The sequence below is a fragment of the Caballeronia temeraria genome, assembly GCF_001544795.2.
GTDB lineage: Bacteria > Pseudomonadota > Gammaproteobacteria > Burkholderiales > Burkholderiaceae > Caballeronia > Caballeronia temeraria.
This window is the reverse complement of sequence record NZ_FCOI02000037.1, coordinates 36,404-52,620: the sequence shown is the minus strand read 5'-3', so window position 1 is coordinate 52,620 and position 16,217 is coordinate 36,404. Positions and strand designations below refer to the sequence as shown.

General features: G+C 64.1%; 11 protein-coding genes. 4 read left to right on the top strand and 7 right to left on the bottom strand.

The window, feature by feature from the left end:
* Positions 1-278: 278 nt before the first annotated feature.
* Entirely contained in the window at positions 279-2,105 is a 1,827-nt protein-coding gene (gene typA, locus AWB76_RS33100) for a translational GTPase TypA (protein WP_061164324.1), read from the bottom strand.
* Positions 2,106-2,444: 339 nt separating this feature from the next.
* Between typA and AWB76_RS33095 the strand changes: the two genes are divergently transcribed.
* The 4 genes from AWB76_RS33095 to AWB76_RS33080 all read left to right on the top strand — a co-directional run bounded on the left by AWB76_RS33095 (position 2,445) and on the right by AWB76_RS33080 (position 7,449).
* Positions 2,445-2,960 carry a MarR family winged helix-turn-helix transcriptional regulator gene (locus AWB76_RS33095; RefSeq protein WP_061164323.1) on the top strand — a complete coding sequence of 172 codons (516 nt, stop codon included), beginning with the start codon at positions 2,445-2,447 and terminating at the stop codon, positions 2,958-2,960.
* A gap of 75 nt (positions 2,961-3,035) precedes the next feature.
* Complete coding sequence (locus AWB76_RS33090) at positions 3,036-4,562, top strand: efflux transporter outer membrane subunit (RefSeq protein ID WP_061164322.1); 1,527 nt, start codon at positions 3,036-3,038, stop codon at positions 4,560-4,562.
* Between the two features lie 51 nt (positions 4,563-4,613).
* A complete protein-coding gene (locus AWB76_RS33085; RefSeq protein ID WP_061164321.1) occupies positions 4,614-5,876 on the top strand; it encodes an HlyD family secretion protein in 1,263 nt (420 codons plus the stop codon).
* Positions 5,877-5,889: 13 nt separating this feature from the next.
* Positions 5,890-7,449 carry a DHA2 family efflux MFS transporter permease subunit gene (locus tag AWB76_RS33080; protein ID WP_061164320.1) on the top strand — a complete coding sequence of 520 codons (1,560 nt, stop codon included), beginning with the start codon at positions 5,890-5,892 and terminating at the stop codon, positions 7,447-7,449.
* A gap of 52 nt (positions 7,450-7,501) precedes the next feature.
* Here the strand turns inward: AWB76_RS33080 and truB are convergent, their stop codons facing one another.
* From truB to rluB, 6 genes are all read right to left on the bottom strand, one after another.
* A complete protein-coding gene (truB, locus tag AWB76_RS33075) occupies positions 7,502-8,425 on the bottom strand; it encodes a tRNA pseudouridine(55) synthase TruB (protein WP_061164319.1) in 924 nt (307 codons plus the stop codon).
* On the bottom strand, positions 8,426-8,803 hold the full coding sequence (rbfA, locus tag AWB76_RS33070) for a 30S ribosome-binding factor RbfA (protein ID WP_008349233.1): 378 nt from the start codon (positions 8,801-8,803) through the stop codon (positions 8,426-8,428).
* Positions 8,804-8,897: 94 nt separating this feature from the next.
* Entirely contained in the window at positions 8,898-11,912 is a 3,015-nt protein-coding gene (gene infB / locus AWB76_RS33065) for a translation initiation factor IF-2 (protein ID WP_061164318.1), read from the bottom strand.
* Positions 11,913-12,005: 93 nt separating this feature from the next.
* A complete protein-coding gene (gene nusA, locus AWB76_RS33060; protein WP_061164317.1) occupies positions 12,006-13,481 on the bottom strand; it encodes a transcription termination factor NusA in 1,476 nt (491 codons plus the stop codon).
* Positions 13,478-13,936, bottom strand: coding sequence for a ribosome maturation factor RimP (gene rimP, locus AWB76_RS33055; protein ID WP_061164339.1), 459 nt, complete (start codon positions 13,934-13,936; stop codon positions 13,478-13,480). The genes nusA and rimP overlap by 4 nt, the downstream gene beginning before the upstream one ends.
* A gap of 365 nt (positions 13,937-14,301) precedes the next feature.
* Positions 14,302-16,197, bottom strand: a complete 1,896-nt coding sequence (gene rluB / locus AWB76_RS33050; RefSeq protein ID WP_061164316.1) for a 23S rRNA pseudouridine(2605) synthase RluB — start codon at positions 16,195-16,197, stop codon at positions 14,302-14,304.
* Positions 16,198-16,217: the final 20 nt, after the last annotated feature.

Below are 16,217 nucleotides of genomic sequence, written 5' to 3'. Positions count from 1 at the left end.
GCGCCACGGCCTGACCGTTTAGCGGATTGCGCGAATCAAGTCTGCTTGGAAGGACCTAAAAAGCGACAGCTAATCTTTGAAGCATAGCACAGAACGAATAGTCATATGACGGATCGCCGCATGTGCACTGTGCTTGCTTCTCTCTCGCATCCTTTACCCAACAAGGATGTGCGGGCTTTTCCGAGATAAGCAAGGATCTCTTGCACGGCATCGCAGAATGACAAAAGCCGCCCGAAGGCGGCTTTTGTTCTTACGATCGAAACAGATGCGTGCGCAGCTTATTCCGCGTTGGCTTCGCGGCTCGCGCGGCGACGCTCGTGTTCCTTCAGATGACGCTTGCGCAGGCGGATCGACTGCGGCGTCACCTCGACGAGTTCGTCGTCGTCGATGAACTCGACCGCGTATTCCAGCGACAGCGAAATCGGCGGGACGAGACGCACGGCTTCGTCGGTGCCCGATGCGCGCACGTTGGTCAGCTGCTTGCCCTTGATCGGGTTCACGACGAGGTCGTTGTCGCGGCTGTGAATGCCGATGATCATGCCTTCATACAGCGCGTCGCCCGGCGACACGAACATGCGGCCGCGATCTTGCAGCTTCCACAGTGCGTAGGCGACTGCGGCGCCGTCGTCCTGCGAAATCAGCACGCCGTTGCGGCGCTCGCCGACCGAGCCTTCCTTGACCGGTGCGTACGAATCGAACGTGTGGCTCATCAGGCCCGTGCCGCGCGTGAGCGTCAGGAATTCGCTCTGGAAGCCGATCAGACCGCGCGCCGAAATCTTGTACTCGAGACGCGTGCGGCCACGGCCGTCCGACGTCATGTCGAGCATTTCGCCCTTGCGGCGGCCGAGCTCTTCCATCACGCCGCCCTGGTGGCCGTCTTCGATATCGACGGTCAGGTTTTCGTACGGCTCGCACTTCACGCCGTCGATTTCCTGCAGCACCACGCGCGGACGCGACACGGCCAGCTCGTAACCTTCACGGCGCATGTTTTCGACGAGAATCGTCAGATGCAGCTCGCCACGGCCCGACACTTCGAACGTGGTTTCGTCGCCGGTGTCTTTCACGCGCAGCGCGACGTTGTGATTCAGTTCCTTCGTCAGACGATCGCGAATCTGGCGGCTCGTCACGAACTTGCCTTCCTTGCCCGCGAGCGGCGACGAGTTCACGAGGAAGTTCATCGTGAGCGTGGGTTCGTCGACGGTGATCATCGGCAGCGCTTCGGGGTTTTCCGGCGAGCAGATGGTCACGCCGATGCCGATTTCCTCGATACCGTTGATCAGCACGATATCGCCGGCCTGCGCCTCTTCAACCTGCACGCGCTCGAGGCCGTGGAACGACAGCACCTGATTGATCTTGCGGTTCAGAATGGCGCCGTCCGGACCCGAACGCACGGCCACTTGCATGCCCGGGCGGATACGGCCGCGGGCAACACGGCCCACGCCGATACGGCCGACGTACGAGTTGTAGTCGAGCGAGGTGATCTGAAGTTGCAGCGGACCGTCCGGATCGGCCGGACGCACGGGAACGTGCTCGAGGATGGCTTCGAACAGCGGGCGCATCGTGCCTTCGCGCACTTCGGGATCGAGACCGGCGTAACCGTTCAGGCCCGACGCATACACGACCGGGAAGTCGAGCTGCTCTTCGGTGGCGCCGAGCTTGTCGAACAGGTCGAACGTCTGGTTGATCACCCAGTCGATACGCGCGCCCGGGCGGTCCACCTTGTTGATCACGACGATCGGCTTGAGGCCGAGCGCGAGCGCCTTCTTCGTGACGAAGCGCGTTTGCGGCATCGGGCCTTCGACGGCGTCGACGAGCAGCAGCACGGAATCGACCATCGAGAGCACGCGCTCGACTTCACCGCCGAAGTCCGCGTGCCCCGGCGTATCGACGATATTGATGTGCGTGCCTTCGTATTCGACGGCGCAGTTCTTCGCCAGGATCGTGATGCCACGTTCCTTTTCGATGTCGTTCGAGTCCATGACCCGCTCGGCGACCTGTTGGTTTTCCCGGAACGTGCCCGACTGGCGGAGCAACTGGTCGACGAGCGTGGTCTTGCCGTGGTCGACGTGGGCAATGATGGCGATATTGCGGAGGGCGCGAGTCATAGAAAGTGTCTTGGTTGTGCGCCGTCGGAGCGAGTCTCTTCTACTGCGAGACTCCGTGGCTCGGCAGCCCCCTCAAGATCCGTCATGCAAGCATGACTACGCGGGCCCGGCGCGGTGAGAACCGAAGAGTATAACACGCACGGATGTCCAAACCTTGCAATAGGACTCAACCCGCAAATCGGGTCAGCAATCGTCGCAAGTCCGCGACGCCGCGCCGCAAGGAACCACGCACAAGATACGGCGGCGATTGTTAAGCATATTCATAAAAGATCCTTGCAGCGCCTGAAACGCACACCTATAATCCTGCCTAGTCAACTATTGCAATCGCATAATTTTTCCATGAGCGACGCTCCGAAATCCGCGGCGATCGGCGACTACGTGCTCGCCGAGAGCGTCGGCTACCTGATCAGCCGGGTGCGCTCGACCATGTGGAACATGGTCACGCAACACACCACGTCCGAACTGGGCATCACGAGCACGCAGGCGAGCATCCTGTTCATGCTGGCGGTCGGCAAATGTCTGACGGCGGCGGATATCGCCCGCGAATATGGCATCGACGCCAGCGCCGTCACGCGTCTCATCGACCGGCTGCAAAAGCGCGGCCTGCTCTCGCGCGTACGCAGCGAGGAAGATCGCCGCGTCGTGCATCTCGCACTGACGGACGACGGGCACGCCACGGCCGAGAAGATTCCCGCAATATTCACGAGCGTGCTGGACAAACTGCTCACCGGGTTCACGCCCGAGGAAGTCGGTTTCCTGAAAAGTATGCTTCGGCGCGTGCTCGCCAATTCCTGCGATCCTTCCGTTGTATCGCTGCTCGGCGGCAATGAAAAGCCGGCAACCTCATTGCGATGACAACGAAATTTGTGATCGCAAGCCTACAAAATGATTGCAAGGTCCACCTTTAATTCGCATCTCAAGAGACGAGATATGAAACACCTCTCCCTGTCCGCGCTTCGCAGCGAAAGCCGCCTGAAGAGCGCCGTGGCCACTGCGGTGGCGGCGCTCGCGCTCGCCGGATGCGCGAACTACTCGGGCATTTCGAGCGACAAGCAGATTGCCGCGCCCGACAACTTCGAGGCTACGCAAAGCGTGCCGGGACAAGGCGGCCAGTGGCCCACGCTCGACTGGGCGAAGCAGTTCGGCGATCCGCAACTGCCGCAACTGATCGACGAGGCGCTCGCCGACAATCCGAACATCGCGCAGGCGCAGGCGCGCATCGCGAAGGCGTCGTCGTATATCGAGTCGTCGCGCTCGGCACTCTATCCGAAGGTGAACGGATCGTATTCGTGGACGCGCGAGCTGTATTCGGCCAACGCCCTCTTCCCGCCGCCCTACGGCGGCACGTGGTACAGCGAGAACAATGTTCTGGCGAGCGCGTCGTGGGAACTGGATCTGTGGGGCAAGAACCGCTCGCGGCTGAACATGGCGGTGTCGCAGCAGAAGGCCGCCGAAGCCGACATGCAGCAGGCGCGCGTGACGCTTGCGGCGTCGGTCGCGCGCACCTACAACCAGCTCGCGCTGCTCTATGCGCTGCGTGACGTCGCGCAGCGCGAGATCGCGAACCGTCAGGACGTCGGGCGCATCACGAACGGGCGCGTCGCGGCCGGGCTCGATACCAATGTCGAGAGTCGAACGGCGGAAGGCAATGTCGCGACGAGCCAGACGAATTCGACGGAGCTCGACGGCCAGATCGAAACCGTGCGCTATCAGCTCGCGGCGCTGCTCGGCAAAGGCCCGGATCGCGGCCTCAAGATCGCGAAGCCCGTGATCGATCCGAATGTCAGCGTGACGCTGCCCGACAACGTGCCCGCCGATCTCATCGCGCGCCGCCCGGATATCGTCGCCGCGCGCTGGCAGGTGGAAGCCGCGACGCACAACATCAAGGAAGCGAAGGCCGAGTTCTTCCCGGACATCAACCTCGCGGCGGCCTTCGGCTTCGACGCGTTCGGCTGGAGCCGCTTCCTGCAGGCGAGCAGCCGCCAGATCCAGGCCGGTCCGGCGATCCATCTGCCGATCTTCGACGCCGGCGCGCTGCGCGCCCAGTTGAAGGGCCGCTACGCCGATTTCGAGGGCGACGTCGCGAACTACAATCAGACGCTCATCAACGCGATGAACGATGTCGCGACGAATATTTCCGCGATCCGCTCGCTCGACAAGCAAATGACCGACGCCCAGCGCGCGCTCACGGCGGCATCGAGCGCGTACCAGCTCGCCGTGATCCGCTACAAGGCCGGCCTCTCGCCGCAACTGCAAGTGCTGAACGCCGACGAAAACCGTCTCGCCAACGAGCAGACCGTGACGAATCTGCGCCTGAAGCGCACCGATCTGCAGATCGCCCTGATCAAATCGCTCGGCGGCGGCTTCGACGCGACGAGCGGCGATCTCGCGATCGACGGCAGCGGGCAGAATCAGGCGAGCACGCAGGCGGCGAATCAGGCCACGCCATCGAAATAAGCGCCCACAAGAATACGCATCAGACTAAATACGGAAATTTCGGAGTCTTTCATGAGCGACCCTCAACAAAACGCAGCCGCGGCCGCCGCGCCCGCGCCGAAACAGAGCAACGGCAAGCGCCGCGCGCTGATGACGCTGATCGTGCTCGTCATCATCATCGCGGCGATCGCGTACGGGCTGTACTACTTCCTCGTCGCGCGCTTTCACGAAGCCACCGACGACGCCTACGTGAACGGCAACGTCGTGCAGATCACGCCGCAGGTCGTCGGCACGGTGATCTCGGTGAACGCGGACGACACGCAGACCGTGAAGATCGGCGATCCGCTCGTCGCGCTCGATCCGGCCGACTCCAAGGTCGCGCTCGAACAGGCCGAAGCGAATCTGGCGCAGACCGTTCGCCAGGTGCGCACGTTCTTCGTGAACAACAACCAGTACGAAGCACAGATCGCGCTGCGCAAGTCGGATTTGTCGCGCGCGCAGGACGATCTGAAGCGCCGCATGCAGGTTGCGCAGACGGGCGCCGTGTCGCAGGAAGAAATCTCGCACGCCCGCGACGCGGTGCGCGGCGCGCAGGCCGCGCTCGACGCCGCCGAGCAGGAACTCGCGTCGAACCGTTCGCTCACGGCCAACACGACCATCGCCGATCATCCGAACGTGCTCGCCGCCGCCGCGAAGGTGCGCGACTCGTACATCAACTATGCGCGCAACACGCTGCCGGCGCCGGTGACGGGCTATGTCGCGAAGCGTTCGGTGCAGGTCGGCCAGCGCGTGTCGCCGGGCAATCCGCTGATGGCGATCGTGCCGCTCAACGCCGTGTGGGTCGACGCCAACTTCAAGGAAGTGCAGCTGAAGCACATGCGCATCGGCCAGCCGGTCGAATTGACGGCTGACCTGTACGGTTCGAGCGTCGTGTATCACGGCAAGGTGATCGGCTTCTCGGCCGGCACGGGTTCGGCCTTCTCGCTGCTGCCGGCGCAGAACGCGACCGGCAACTGGATCAAGGTCGTGCAGCGCCTGCCGGTGCGTATCGAGCTCGATCCGAAGGAACTGGAGGCGCATCCGCTGCGTATCGGCCTGTCGATGAACGTCGATGTGACCATCAAGGACGAGCAAGGCGGCCAGCTCGGCAACGCGCAGAACACCGTCTATCAGACCAACGTGTTCGACAACTACGGCGCGCAGGCCGATCAGGAAATCGCACGCATCATCCAGCAGAACGCGGGTACGGGCGCGGGCGCGGGGTCGTCGTCGCAGAGCACGTCGTCGGCGCATGGCCGCGCGACGAAGTCCGCATCGGCCGCGAAGCTGATGTAAGCGGACTCGCCACATGTCTTCGCAAAACGTCGTTCATCCGCCGCTGTCGGGCGGAAAACTCGTCATCGGGACGATCGCCGTGTCGCTCGCGGTGTTCATGAACGTGCTCGACACGTCGATCGCGAACGTCTCGATTCCGTCGATTTCCGGCGATCTCGGCGTGTCGTCGGATCAGGGCACGTGGGTCATCACCTCGTTCGCGGTTGCCAACGCCATTTCGGTGCCGCTCACCGGCTGGCTCACGCAGCGTCTCGGGCAGGTCAGGCTGTTTCTCGGCTCAATCATCCTGTTCGTAATCGCGTCGTGGCTTTGCGGTCTCGCGCCGACGCTGCCCTTTCTGCTCGCCGCGCGCGTGTTCCAGGGCGCGGTCGCCGGCCCGATGATCCCGCTGTCGCAAACGCTGCTGCTCGCGAGCTATCCGCGCGAAAAAGCGCCGATGGCGCTCTCCATGTGGTCGATGACCACGCTGATCGCGCCGGTCGCGGGGCCGGTGCTCGGCGGCTGGATTTCGGACAACATCTCGTGGCCGTGGATCTTCTACGTGAACATCCCGGTCGGCATCGCGGCGGCGATCGCCACGTTCGCGATCTTCCGCGACCGCGATTCGGCCATCCGCAAGGCGCCGATCGACACGGTCGGGCTCGGCTTGCTCGTCGTCTGGGTCGGCTCGCTGCAGATCATGCTGGACAAGGGCAAGGATCTCGACTGGTTCAACTCGACGACCATCGTCGTGCTCGCGCTGATCGCCGTGATCGCGTTCGCGTTCTTCATCGTGTGGGAATTGACGGCGGAGCATCCGGTCGTGGACCTGTCGCTCTTCGAGCTGCGCAATTTCACGGGCGGGACGATCGCGTTGTCCATCGGCTACGGGCTTTACTTCGGCAACCTCGTGCTGCTGCCGTTGTGGTTGCAGACCGACATCGGCTATACGGCGACGAACGCCGGTCTCGTGATGGCGCCGGTCGGGCTCTTCGCGATCCTGCTCTCGCCGATCACGGGCAAGTTCCTGCCGCGCACCGATCCGCGCTATATCGCGACCGCCGCGTTTCTCGTGTTCGCGCTGTGTTTCTGGATGCGCTCGCGCTATACAACCGGCGTCGACACCTGGGCGCTCACGCTGCCCACGCTGATTCAGGGCATCGGTATGGCGGGCTTCTTCATTCCGCTCGTGTCGATCACGCTGTCGGGCTTGCCGGGGCATCGCATTCCGGCGGCGTCGGGACTCTCGAACTTCGTGCGGATCATGTGCGGCGGCATCGGCACATCGATTTTTTCGACGGCGTGGGAGCATCGTTCGATCGTGCATCACGCGCAACTGGTCGAAGGCGCGAATTCGTACAACCCGGTGTTCGCGAACTCCATGCAGCAGATGGGCGCGCTCGGCTACTCGCACGAGCAGACCGTCGGGCTCTACAACAGCATGGCGACGCAGCAGGCCGCGCAGCTCGGCGTGAACGACATGTTCTATATCTCGGCGGGGATTTTCGTCGCGCTGATCGCGCTGATCTGGATCACGCGGCCCGAGCGTTCGGGCGGCGGGGATTCGGCGGCGGCGGCATCGGCGGCGCATTGATCGCCTTGCCATTCGTGCAAAAAAACCCGGTCGATGGTCGACCGGGTTTTTTTTATTGCGCCGTGACAATGAGCCGTTCGGGCGCCAGCACGCCTTCGCCCGCGCGCGCGACACCGAGCAGGCGGCCGCCTTCCTGCGCATAGACGCGCACGCGGCCTTCTTCGAGACGGGTCTTGGCGACGTCCGAGAGTTTCAGACGTTGGCCGTGAAGGAAGCGCTTGGTCGCGTCGTCGTTTAACTGGACCGCCGGAAACGTGGACAGCAGCGCGTCGACCGGTTGAAGCCGCGCGTCGCGCTCCGCTTCGCTCAGGCTCGCGAGCTGATCGAGCGTGACCGCGTGTTCGAGCGTCAGCGCGCCGACACCCGTTCGCCGCAACGCCGTCAGATGCGCGCCGCAGCCGAGCGCCTCGCCGATATCTTCCGCCAGCGTGCGCACATACGTGCCCTTGCTGCATGTCACGCGGAAGCTCACGAGCGGCAGCGCGCACGCGATCATGTGCAACGCGTGAATCGTCACCTGACGGCCTTCGCGTTCGACCGTCTGACCGGCGCGGGCGTACTCGTAGAGCGGCTTGCCGTCGCGCTTGAGCGCGGAGTACATCGGCGGAACCTGCACGATCTCGCCGATGAACCGCTTCATCGCTTCGACGACCGCAGCTTCATCGCACGTCACGTCGCGCGTATCCACCGCTTCGCCTTCGGCATCGCCCGTCGTCGTGCGGATGCCGAGACGCATCGTCGCTTCGTAGGTCTTGTCGGCGTCGAGCAGATCTTGCGAAAACTTCGTCGCTTCGCCGAAGCAGAGCGGCAGCAAGCCCGTCGCGAGCGGATCGAGCGTGCCCGTGTGGCCCGCCTTCTTCGCGAGGTAAATCCGCTTCGCCTTGATCAGCGCGTCGTTGCTCGACAACCCGAGCGGCTTGTCGAGCAGCAGCACGCCGTCGAGCGCGCGGCGCGGAATCTTCGGACCGCCCTTCACTCACGCACCTTCTTCGTCATCTTTCGCGCGCGTCGCGTTCGCTTCGTCGATCAAACGCGACATCTCGACGGCCTTCTCGATCGTCTGGTCGTAGTGGAAATGCAGCGTCGGCACCGTGTGGATGTGCAGGCGCTTGAAGAGCATGTTGTGCAGATGCCCCGCCGCATGATTCAGCCCCTCCTGCGTCTGCTTGGGGTCGCCCGTCAGCGTCGTGAAGTAGACCTTCGCGTGCGCGTAGTCGGGTGTCAGCTCGACGCTCTGAATCGTCACGAGACCCACGCGCGGGTCTTTCACCTCGCGCATGAGCTCCGAGAGATCGCGTTGGATCTGATCCGCAATCTGCACGTTGCGGTTCGCGGATGTCCGTTTTTTAGCCATGATGTCGTTTCCGTATTCTTTTCGCGCCGCCTGAAGCAAAAAGGGCGGAGCGAGCCGCAAGGCTCACCCCGCCCTTTTCTCGGCGGCTAGCGCATTACAGCGTGCGAGCCACTTCCGTCACTTCGAAGACTTCGAACTGATCGCCTTCGACGATATCGCTGAAGTTCTTGATCGACATACCGCACTCGAAGCCCTGACGCACTTCCTTGACGTCGTCCTTGAAGCGCTTGAGCGAATCGAGCTCGCCGGTATGGATCACGACGTTGTTGCGGATCACGCGCACCGACGAGGAACGCTTGACGAAACCGTCCGTGACCATACAACCCGCGATCAGCCCGACCTTCGGCACGCGGATGACCTGGCGCACCTCGACCATGCCCGTGACCGTCTCGCGCTTCTCCGGCGCGAGCATGCCGGACATCGCCGCCTTCACCTCATCCACTGCGTCATAGATGATGTTGTAGTAGCGGATATCGATGCCGTTCGACTCGGCCACCTTGCGCGCCTGTGCATCCGCACGCGTGTTGAAGCCGATGATGACCGCCTTCGAAGCCGTCGCCAGATTGACGTCCGATTCGCTGATCGCGCCGACCGCGCTGTGCACGATCTGCACGCGCACTTCGCTCGTCGACAGCTTGAGCAGCGACTGCACCAGCGCTTCCTGCGAACCCTGCACGTCCGCCTTGACGATGAGCGGCAGGTTCTGCACTTCGCCTTCGCCCATCTGCTCGAGCATGTTCTCGAGCTTCGCGGCCTGCTGCTTGGCCAGCTTGACGTCGCGGAACTTGCCCTGACGGAACAGCGCGATTTCGCGCGCCTTGCGCTCGTCCGGCAACACGATGACTTCTTCGCCCGCCGCCGGCACTTCCGACAGACCCTGGATTTCCACCGGGATCGACGGACCCGCCGTCTTGGTCGGCTTGCCGGTTTCGTCGAGCATGGCTCGAACGCGGCCGTAGGCGCTGCCCGCGAGAACCACGTCGCCGCGGTTCAGCGTGCCCGACTGCACCAGAATCGTCGCGACCGGGCCCTTGCCCTTGTCCAGCTTCGCTTCGATCACGAGACCCTTCGCGGGGGCTTCCACCGGCGCGGTGAGTTCCAGCACTTCGGCTTGCAGCGACACGTTTTCGAGCAGATCGTCGATACCGCGGCCCGTCTTCGCCGACACTTCGATGAACGGCGAATCGCCGCCGTACTCTTCCGGCACCACGCCTTCCGCGACCAGTTCCTGCTTCACGCGGTCCGGGTTGGCTTCCGGCTTGTCGATCTTGTTGATCGCGACGACGATCGGCACGCCGCCCGCCTTCGCGTGGGCGATCGCTTCCTTCGTTTGCGGCATGACGCCGTCATCCGCTGCGACCACCAGAATGACGATATCGGTCGCCTTCGCACCGCGCGCACGCATGGCCGTGAAGGCCTCGTGACCCGGCGTGTCGAGGAAGGTGATGACGCCGCGCGGCGTATCGACGTGATAGGCGCCGATATGCTGCGTGATGCCGCCCGCTTCGCCCGCCGCCACTTTCGCGCGACGGATGTAGTCCAGCAGCGAAGTCTTGCCGTGGTCGACGTGACCCATGACGGTGACGACCGGCGGACGCGGCAGCTTCTCCGCCGTTTCCTCGGTGGTTTCGCCTTCGATCAGCAGCGCTTCCGGATCGTCCAGCTTCGCCGCGACCGCACGATGGCCCAGTTCCTCGACGACGATCATCGCCGTTTCCTGGTCCAGCACCTGGTTGATCGTGACCATCTGGCCGAGCTTCATCATCACCTTGATGACTTCCGAAGCCTTCACCGACATCTTGTGCGCGAGGTCCGCGACGGAAATGGTTTCCGGCACGTGCACTTCACGGACGATCGGCTCGGTCGGCGCCTGGAACGATGTTGCCTCCTGATGCTTGCCGCGACCCTTCGGGCCGCCGCGCCAGCCGCGATCGACGCCGCCGCTCGAATCGCCACGCGTCTTAATGCCGCGGCGCTTCGATGCGTCGTCCTGCTGCCATCCGCCCTTGCCTGCCTTCTTCTTGTCGCCAGCGCCTGCCGGAGCCGTCGATGCGGGTGCCGGCGCGCCTGCAGCCGGCTTCTTCACCGCGGGACGTGCCGCCTGCGCGCCTTCCGGCTTCGCGGGCTTGTGCAGCGTGCCCTTCGCTTCGGCGGCCTTCGCCGCTTCCACCGGCTTCGGTGCGGGCGCCGGTTCCGGCGCCTTAACCTGCGCCTTGCGCGGGGTGTTCATCATCTCGCGGATCGCGCGGGCTTCGGCTTCCGCCGCTGCACGGCGCTTCGCAATGGCTTCCTGCTCCAGACGCGCCTTCTCGGCCTTCGCCTTCGCGTCCTCTTCCGCCTTCTTCGCGGCTTCACGCTGCGCGGCACGCTCGCTCGCGGCCTTCTCTTCCGCTGCCTTTTCGGCGGCTTCGCGTTGCGCGGCGGCTTCGCGTTGCGCGGTGGCTTCGCGTTGCGCGGTGTCGTCCTGCTTCGGTTCCGGCTTCACTTCGACGGCCGGTTGCGTGCGCGCTTCCTGACGCGCAGCCTGCGCTGCACGCGAGATTTCCGCAGCCTGAGCCGCAGCCGCCGCACGGCGCGCCGCTTCCTCTTCCTGCTTCTTGCGCTCGGCTTCCGCTGCTTCCTCGCGGGCGCGGCGCTCGGCCTCTTCGCGTTCGAGCTTCGCCTGCTGCTCCTTCAACTCGCGCTCTTCGCGCTCGAGCTGCTCGGCGGCATGACGCGCTTCTTCCTCGCGGCGCTGCAGTTCGGCTTCGTCGACTTCCGGCTCTTCGACGTGATTCGGCGCCGCTTCGGTCTGTTCCAGACCCGATTCGTCGCGTTTCACGAAAACACGCTTCTTGCGCACCTCGACCTGAATGGTGCGAGCTTTACCCGTTGCGTCGGATTGCTTGATTTCCGACGTATGCCGGCGGGTCAAAGTGATCTTGCGCTTGTCGGCGTCGGCGGAACCGTGCGACTTGCGCAAATGATCGAGCAGACGCGCCTTGTCCGTCTCGGACAGGTCGTCGTTCGCGCTCGCTTTCTGGACGCCAGCCGCCTGCAACTGCTCGAGCAGGACGCCCGCAGGCATTTTGAGTTCCGCGGCAAATTGGGCTACGTTGTTACTCGCCATTCATTCCTCTTGATGCAAGGACCAATCCTTGCGGTTAGATCGGGGTCACGCGGCCAGACAGGCCGCCAAATATCAGTGCGCCATGGTCATTTCTCACTGGAACCAGTGTTCACGTGCTTTCATGATCAACGCCTTAGCGGCATCCTCTTCCATACCAGTCATTTCGACCAGTTCATCGACTGCCAGCTCCGCGAGGTCGTCGCGGGTCTGAATCTGATGCTCGGCGAGCTTCGCGAGAAGCTCGTTATCCATACCATCGAGGCTCTTCAGATCGAGGGCGACGCCTTCGACCTTCTCTTCGTTGGCGATTGCCATCGTGAGGAGCGCGTCGCGCGAGCGGTTGCGCAGCTCGTGCACCGTGTCTTCGTCGAACGCTTCGATTTCGAGCATTTCGTTGAGCGGCACATACGCGATTTCTTCGAGGCTCGTGAAGCCTTCGTCGATCAGGATGTCGGCGACTTCCTCGTCCACATCCAGACGCGCCATGAACAGGTCGCGCAACTTGCCACGCTCTTCGTTCTGCTTCAGCGCAGACTCGTCCGGCGTCATGATATTGATTTGCCAGCCGGTGAGTTCGCTTGCGAGCCTCACGTTCTGGCCGGCGCGGCCGATGGCGACGGCGAGCTCGTTTTCGTCCACGACGACGTCCATCGAGTGTTTTTCTTCATCGACGACGATCGACTGGACCGCTGCCGGCGCGAGGGCGCCGATCACGAACTGCGCGGGGTCTTCCGACCATAGCACGATGTCGACGTTCTCGCCACCGAGCTCGTTGCGCACAGCCTGCACGCGCGAACCGCGGATGCCGACGCACGTGCCGATCGGGTCGATCCGCTTGTCGTAGGCGATCACGCCGATTTTCGCACGCACGCCCGGATCGCGCGCGGCCGCCTTGATCTCCAGCAGGCCCTGCTCGATTTCCGGCACTTCCAGTTCGAACAGCTTCATCAGGAACTCGGGCGCGGTGCGCGAGAGTTCGATCTGCGGGCCACGCGCCGTGCGATCGACCTTGGCGATATACGCACGCACGCGGTCGCCCACGCGCAGGTTTTCCTTCGGAATCAGCTGGTCGCGGCGCAGAAGCGCTTCGACACGGCCCGACTCGACGATGAAATTGCCCTTGTCCAGGCGCTTCACCGAGCCGGTCATGATCTTTTCGCCGCGCTCGAGGAAGTCGTTCAGGATCTGCTCGCGCTCGGCGTCGCGCACCTTCTGCAGGATGACCTGCTTGGCGGCCTGCGCGCCGATACGGCCGAATTCGATCGACGGAATCGGCTCTTCGATGAACTCGTCCACTTGTGCGTCGGGCTTTTGCTCCTTCGCTTCGAACAGCAGGATTTCCTGATCCGGCTCTTGCAGGCCGGCCTCGTCCGGCACCACACGCCAGCGGCGGAAAGTTTCGTGCTCGCCGCTCTCACGGTCGATGGCGACACGGATATCCACGTCTTCCTCGAAGAGCTTCTTCGTTGCCGAAGCAAGCGCAGCTTCCAGCGCTGCGTACACGACGTCCTTGTTGACGTTCTTTTCGCGTGCCAGCGCATCCGCCAGCATCAATACTTCGCGACTCATTGTTTGCGGCTCCTAAAGTCAACCTTGGGGACGAGACGTGCCTTATCGAGGTCCGCGAGCGTGAAATCAAGCATCGCGGCGCCGTCCTTCCCTTCAAATTCCAATCCGATCGTTTCGCCGTCAGGGGCGTGCAGGATGCCGCGGAACGACTTGCGCCCGTCCAGCGGCTTCTTCAATGTAATGGCGACTTCGCTCCCCGCGAAGCGCTCGAAATCGGCCAGCTTCTTGAGCGGCCGGTCGAGCCCCGGCGACGATACCTCGAGCCGGTCGTAATCGATGTTCTCGACTTCAAACAGGTATTGGAGCTGACGCGTGACCTTCTCGCAGTCTTCGATAGCGATCCCAGCCGGCTGGTCGATATATATACGCAGCATGCCGCCTCCCGAACGCTCGAGATCGACAAGCTCGTAGCCTAGGCCCGAGACCGTGGTTTCTATCAATTCCGTCAGTTGCACAGTAACTCCAAGGTGTTCGCGCGCTCCACGCCGAAACACCTGCGGGCGAGCGCCTTCTTGCGGGCGCGCACCCCTGCTCCCGAGATGCCGAACCGAATAGCCAAAAAAAAATGGGCGCAACGCCCACATTTCTCAACCAGGTCGCACTCAGGGCAGCGAAAGAAAACTACGTGCCCAGCGACTTCATGATTTTAGCCATTTTTCAGGATAAACGCAAACGTAACGCACCCTTTCGGCCCTGTTGAGCCCAGTTTCGCGCCGGTTTGTCTCATTGATCCCAAAAGGCAACGCGCTTCGCTGTTGTTGCCGGAAAGCAATTTGATGCTTCCCGGCAACATCTCGACGCTTCTTTACGATTTCCGCGTTCAGCGGCTGCGCGAGCGATTGCGCGGGCCGCGTGCCGCGCCGCCGGCCTTGTTCTGACCGGCGCCTTGCTGGCCACCACCGCCCTGGCGATTGCCGCGCGGTGCGTTGCCTCCCGCGGCGCGCTTGCCCGCGCCGCCGGCGCCCTGCGGACCGCCCTGCGGACGAGGACCGCGCGGACCCGGCCGGGCGCCGTTCGCGCGATTGCCGTTCGGCTCATTGCCGACGCGGTTGCCATTCGGCTCGCGTCCACCGCGACGGCCCATGCCGCCGGCATTGCCGGCATTGCCCGTGCCGCCGCCGAAACCGCCCATGCCGCCGCCGAGCCCGAAACTGCCAGGCAAACCGCCCGGCTGGCCGCGCCGGCCACCGCCGCGCCCGGGCGTCTGCTGCTGCGTCATGCGCGAGTGCGAGCTCAGCACCGGCTCGCGCGTGATGAAGCCCATCGACGTCTGCATCGGATCGGGTTGCACGCGCGGCGCGGCGCTGCGTCCGCCCTTCTCGGCCGTCGGCAGCTTCAGACCGACCGACGCCATCAGGTTGCGCACTTCGTTGTCCTCGAGCTCTTCCCAGCGGCCGCGCTTGAGGCCGCGCGGCAGCGCGATCGGACCGTGACGTGTACGGATCAGACGGCTCACCATCAGACCCGCCGCCTCGAACATGCGGCGCACTTCGCGATTGCGCCCTTCGGCCAGCGCGACGTGATACCAGTGGTTCGTGCCTTCGCCGCCGCCGTCCTGGATGCGCAGGAAGTTGGCGGGGCCGTCGTCGAGTTCGACGCCCTTCAGCAACTTCTGCTTCATCGCTTCGGACAGCTGCCCGACGACGCGCACCGCGTATTCACGCTCGACGCTATAGCGCGGATGCATGAAGCGGTTCGCCAGATCGCCGGAGGTCGTCAGCAGCAGCAGGCCTTCCGTGTTGAAGTCGAGACGGCCGACCGCGAGCCACTTGGCGGTTTTCATCGACGGGAGCTTGTCGAACACGGACGGACGCCCTTCCGGGTCCGCGTGACTGACGATCTCGCCCGTCGGCTTGTGATACAGCAGGATGCGCGGCGGCTTGCTCGCGAGCTTGCGCTTGAGCGGCTTGCCGTTGATGCGCACCTGGTCCGTCGGCATGATGCGCTGGCCGATGTGCGCCGGCTCGCCGTTCACCGATACGCGCCCGGCGATGATCAGCTCTTCCATGTCGCGGCGCGAACCCATGCCCGCGTCGGCGAGCACCTTGTGCAGCTTCGGCGCGTCGTCGTCCGGTTCCAGCACGCGCTTCTGCTGCGGGGCGCTGCGGCCGCGTCGCAGCATCGGGGCGCGCACGCCGGTCGAGCCGTTGTCGGCGTCGAAGGCCGGCGATGTCACGTAGGCAAACACGTCGTCGACGGCGGCAGCGGCCGCGCTCTCGACGGTCGCGGGACCGGCGTCATTGTTGCGCTTGCCGCGCTTTTGCTGCGGCGGGTTCTTGCGCCGGCCGCCTTCGCGCGGCGCGGGCGCGGCGGCTTGCGCGACCGCGTCGTCCCCCGCCTCGACGACAGCGGCTTCGCCCGCTTCCACGCGCGCATTCTTGCGGCCGCGCGGGTTCGCACCTTCGCTCTTGCGCGGCTTCGCGGCCGGATCCTTGCGCGGCGTGCGCACCTGAGCGGCGACGACGCCATCGGGCGGGGTCTCATTCACCGCTTCCGGCGCGCCTTCGGCGCCCTTGGTCTTCGCGACAGCGCGACGCCGTGCGATCAGGCTGCGCGGCCCGCGGCGCAGTCCGCGGCGCGGACGGTCATCGCCCTCGCCGCCTTCATCGGCGCGGTCGGTGCGCGTGCTTTCGCCGGCATCGGCCGACTCAGGTGCGTCCGCGCCATGCACGGGGCGCGCGGATTCAGGCGAATCGCTGTCGTGGGAGTGTGTCAAAACAACCTCAAATGTCGAAT

Excerpts from the sequence above, each read along its gene's own strand:
- infB (WP_061164318.1), bottom strand. The coding sequence starts at position 11,912 with ATGGCGAGTAACAACGTAGCCCAATTTGCCGCGGAACTCAAAATGCCT.
- nusA (WP_061164317.1), bottom strand. The coding sequence starts at position 13,481 with ATGAGTCGCGAAGTATTGATGCTGGCGGATGCGCTGGCACGCGAAAAG.
- AWB76_RS33095 (WP_061164323.1), top strand. The coding sequence starts at position 2,445 with ATGAGCGACGCTCCGAAATCCGCGGCGATCGGCGACTACGTGCTCGCC.
- AWB76_RS33080 (WP_061164320.1), top strand. The coding sequence starts at position 5,890 with ATGTCTTCGCAAAACGTCGTTCATCCGCCGCTGTCGGGCGGAAAACTC.
- AWB76_RS33085 (WP_061164321.1), top strand. The coding sequence starts at position 4,614 with ATGAGCGACCCTCAACAAAACGCAGCCGCGGCCGCCGCGCCCGCGCCG.
- AWB76_RS33090 (WP_061164322.1), top strand. The coding sequence starts at position 3,036 with ATGAAACACCTCTCCCTGTCCGCGCTTCGCAGCGAAAGCCGCCTGAAG.
- rbfA (WP_008349233.1), bottom strand. The coding sequence starts at position 8,803 with ATGGCTAAAAAACGGACATCCGCGAACCGCAACGTGCAGATTGCGGAT.
- typA (WP_061164324.1), bottom strand. The coding sequence starts at position 2,105 with ATGACTCGCGCCCTCCGCAATATCGCCATCATTGCCCACGTCGACCAC.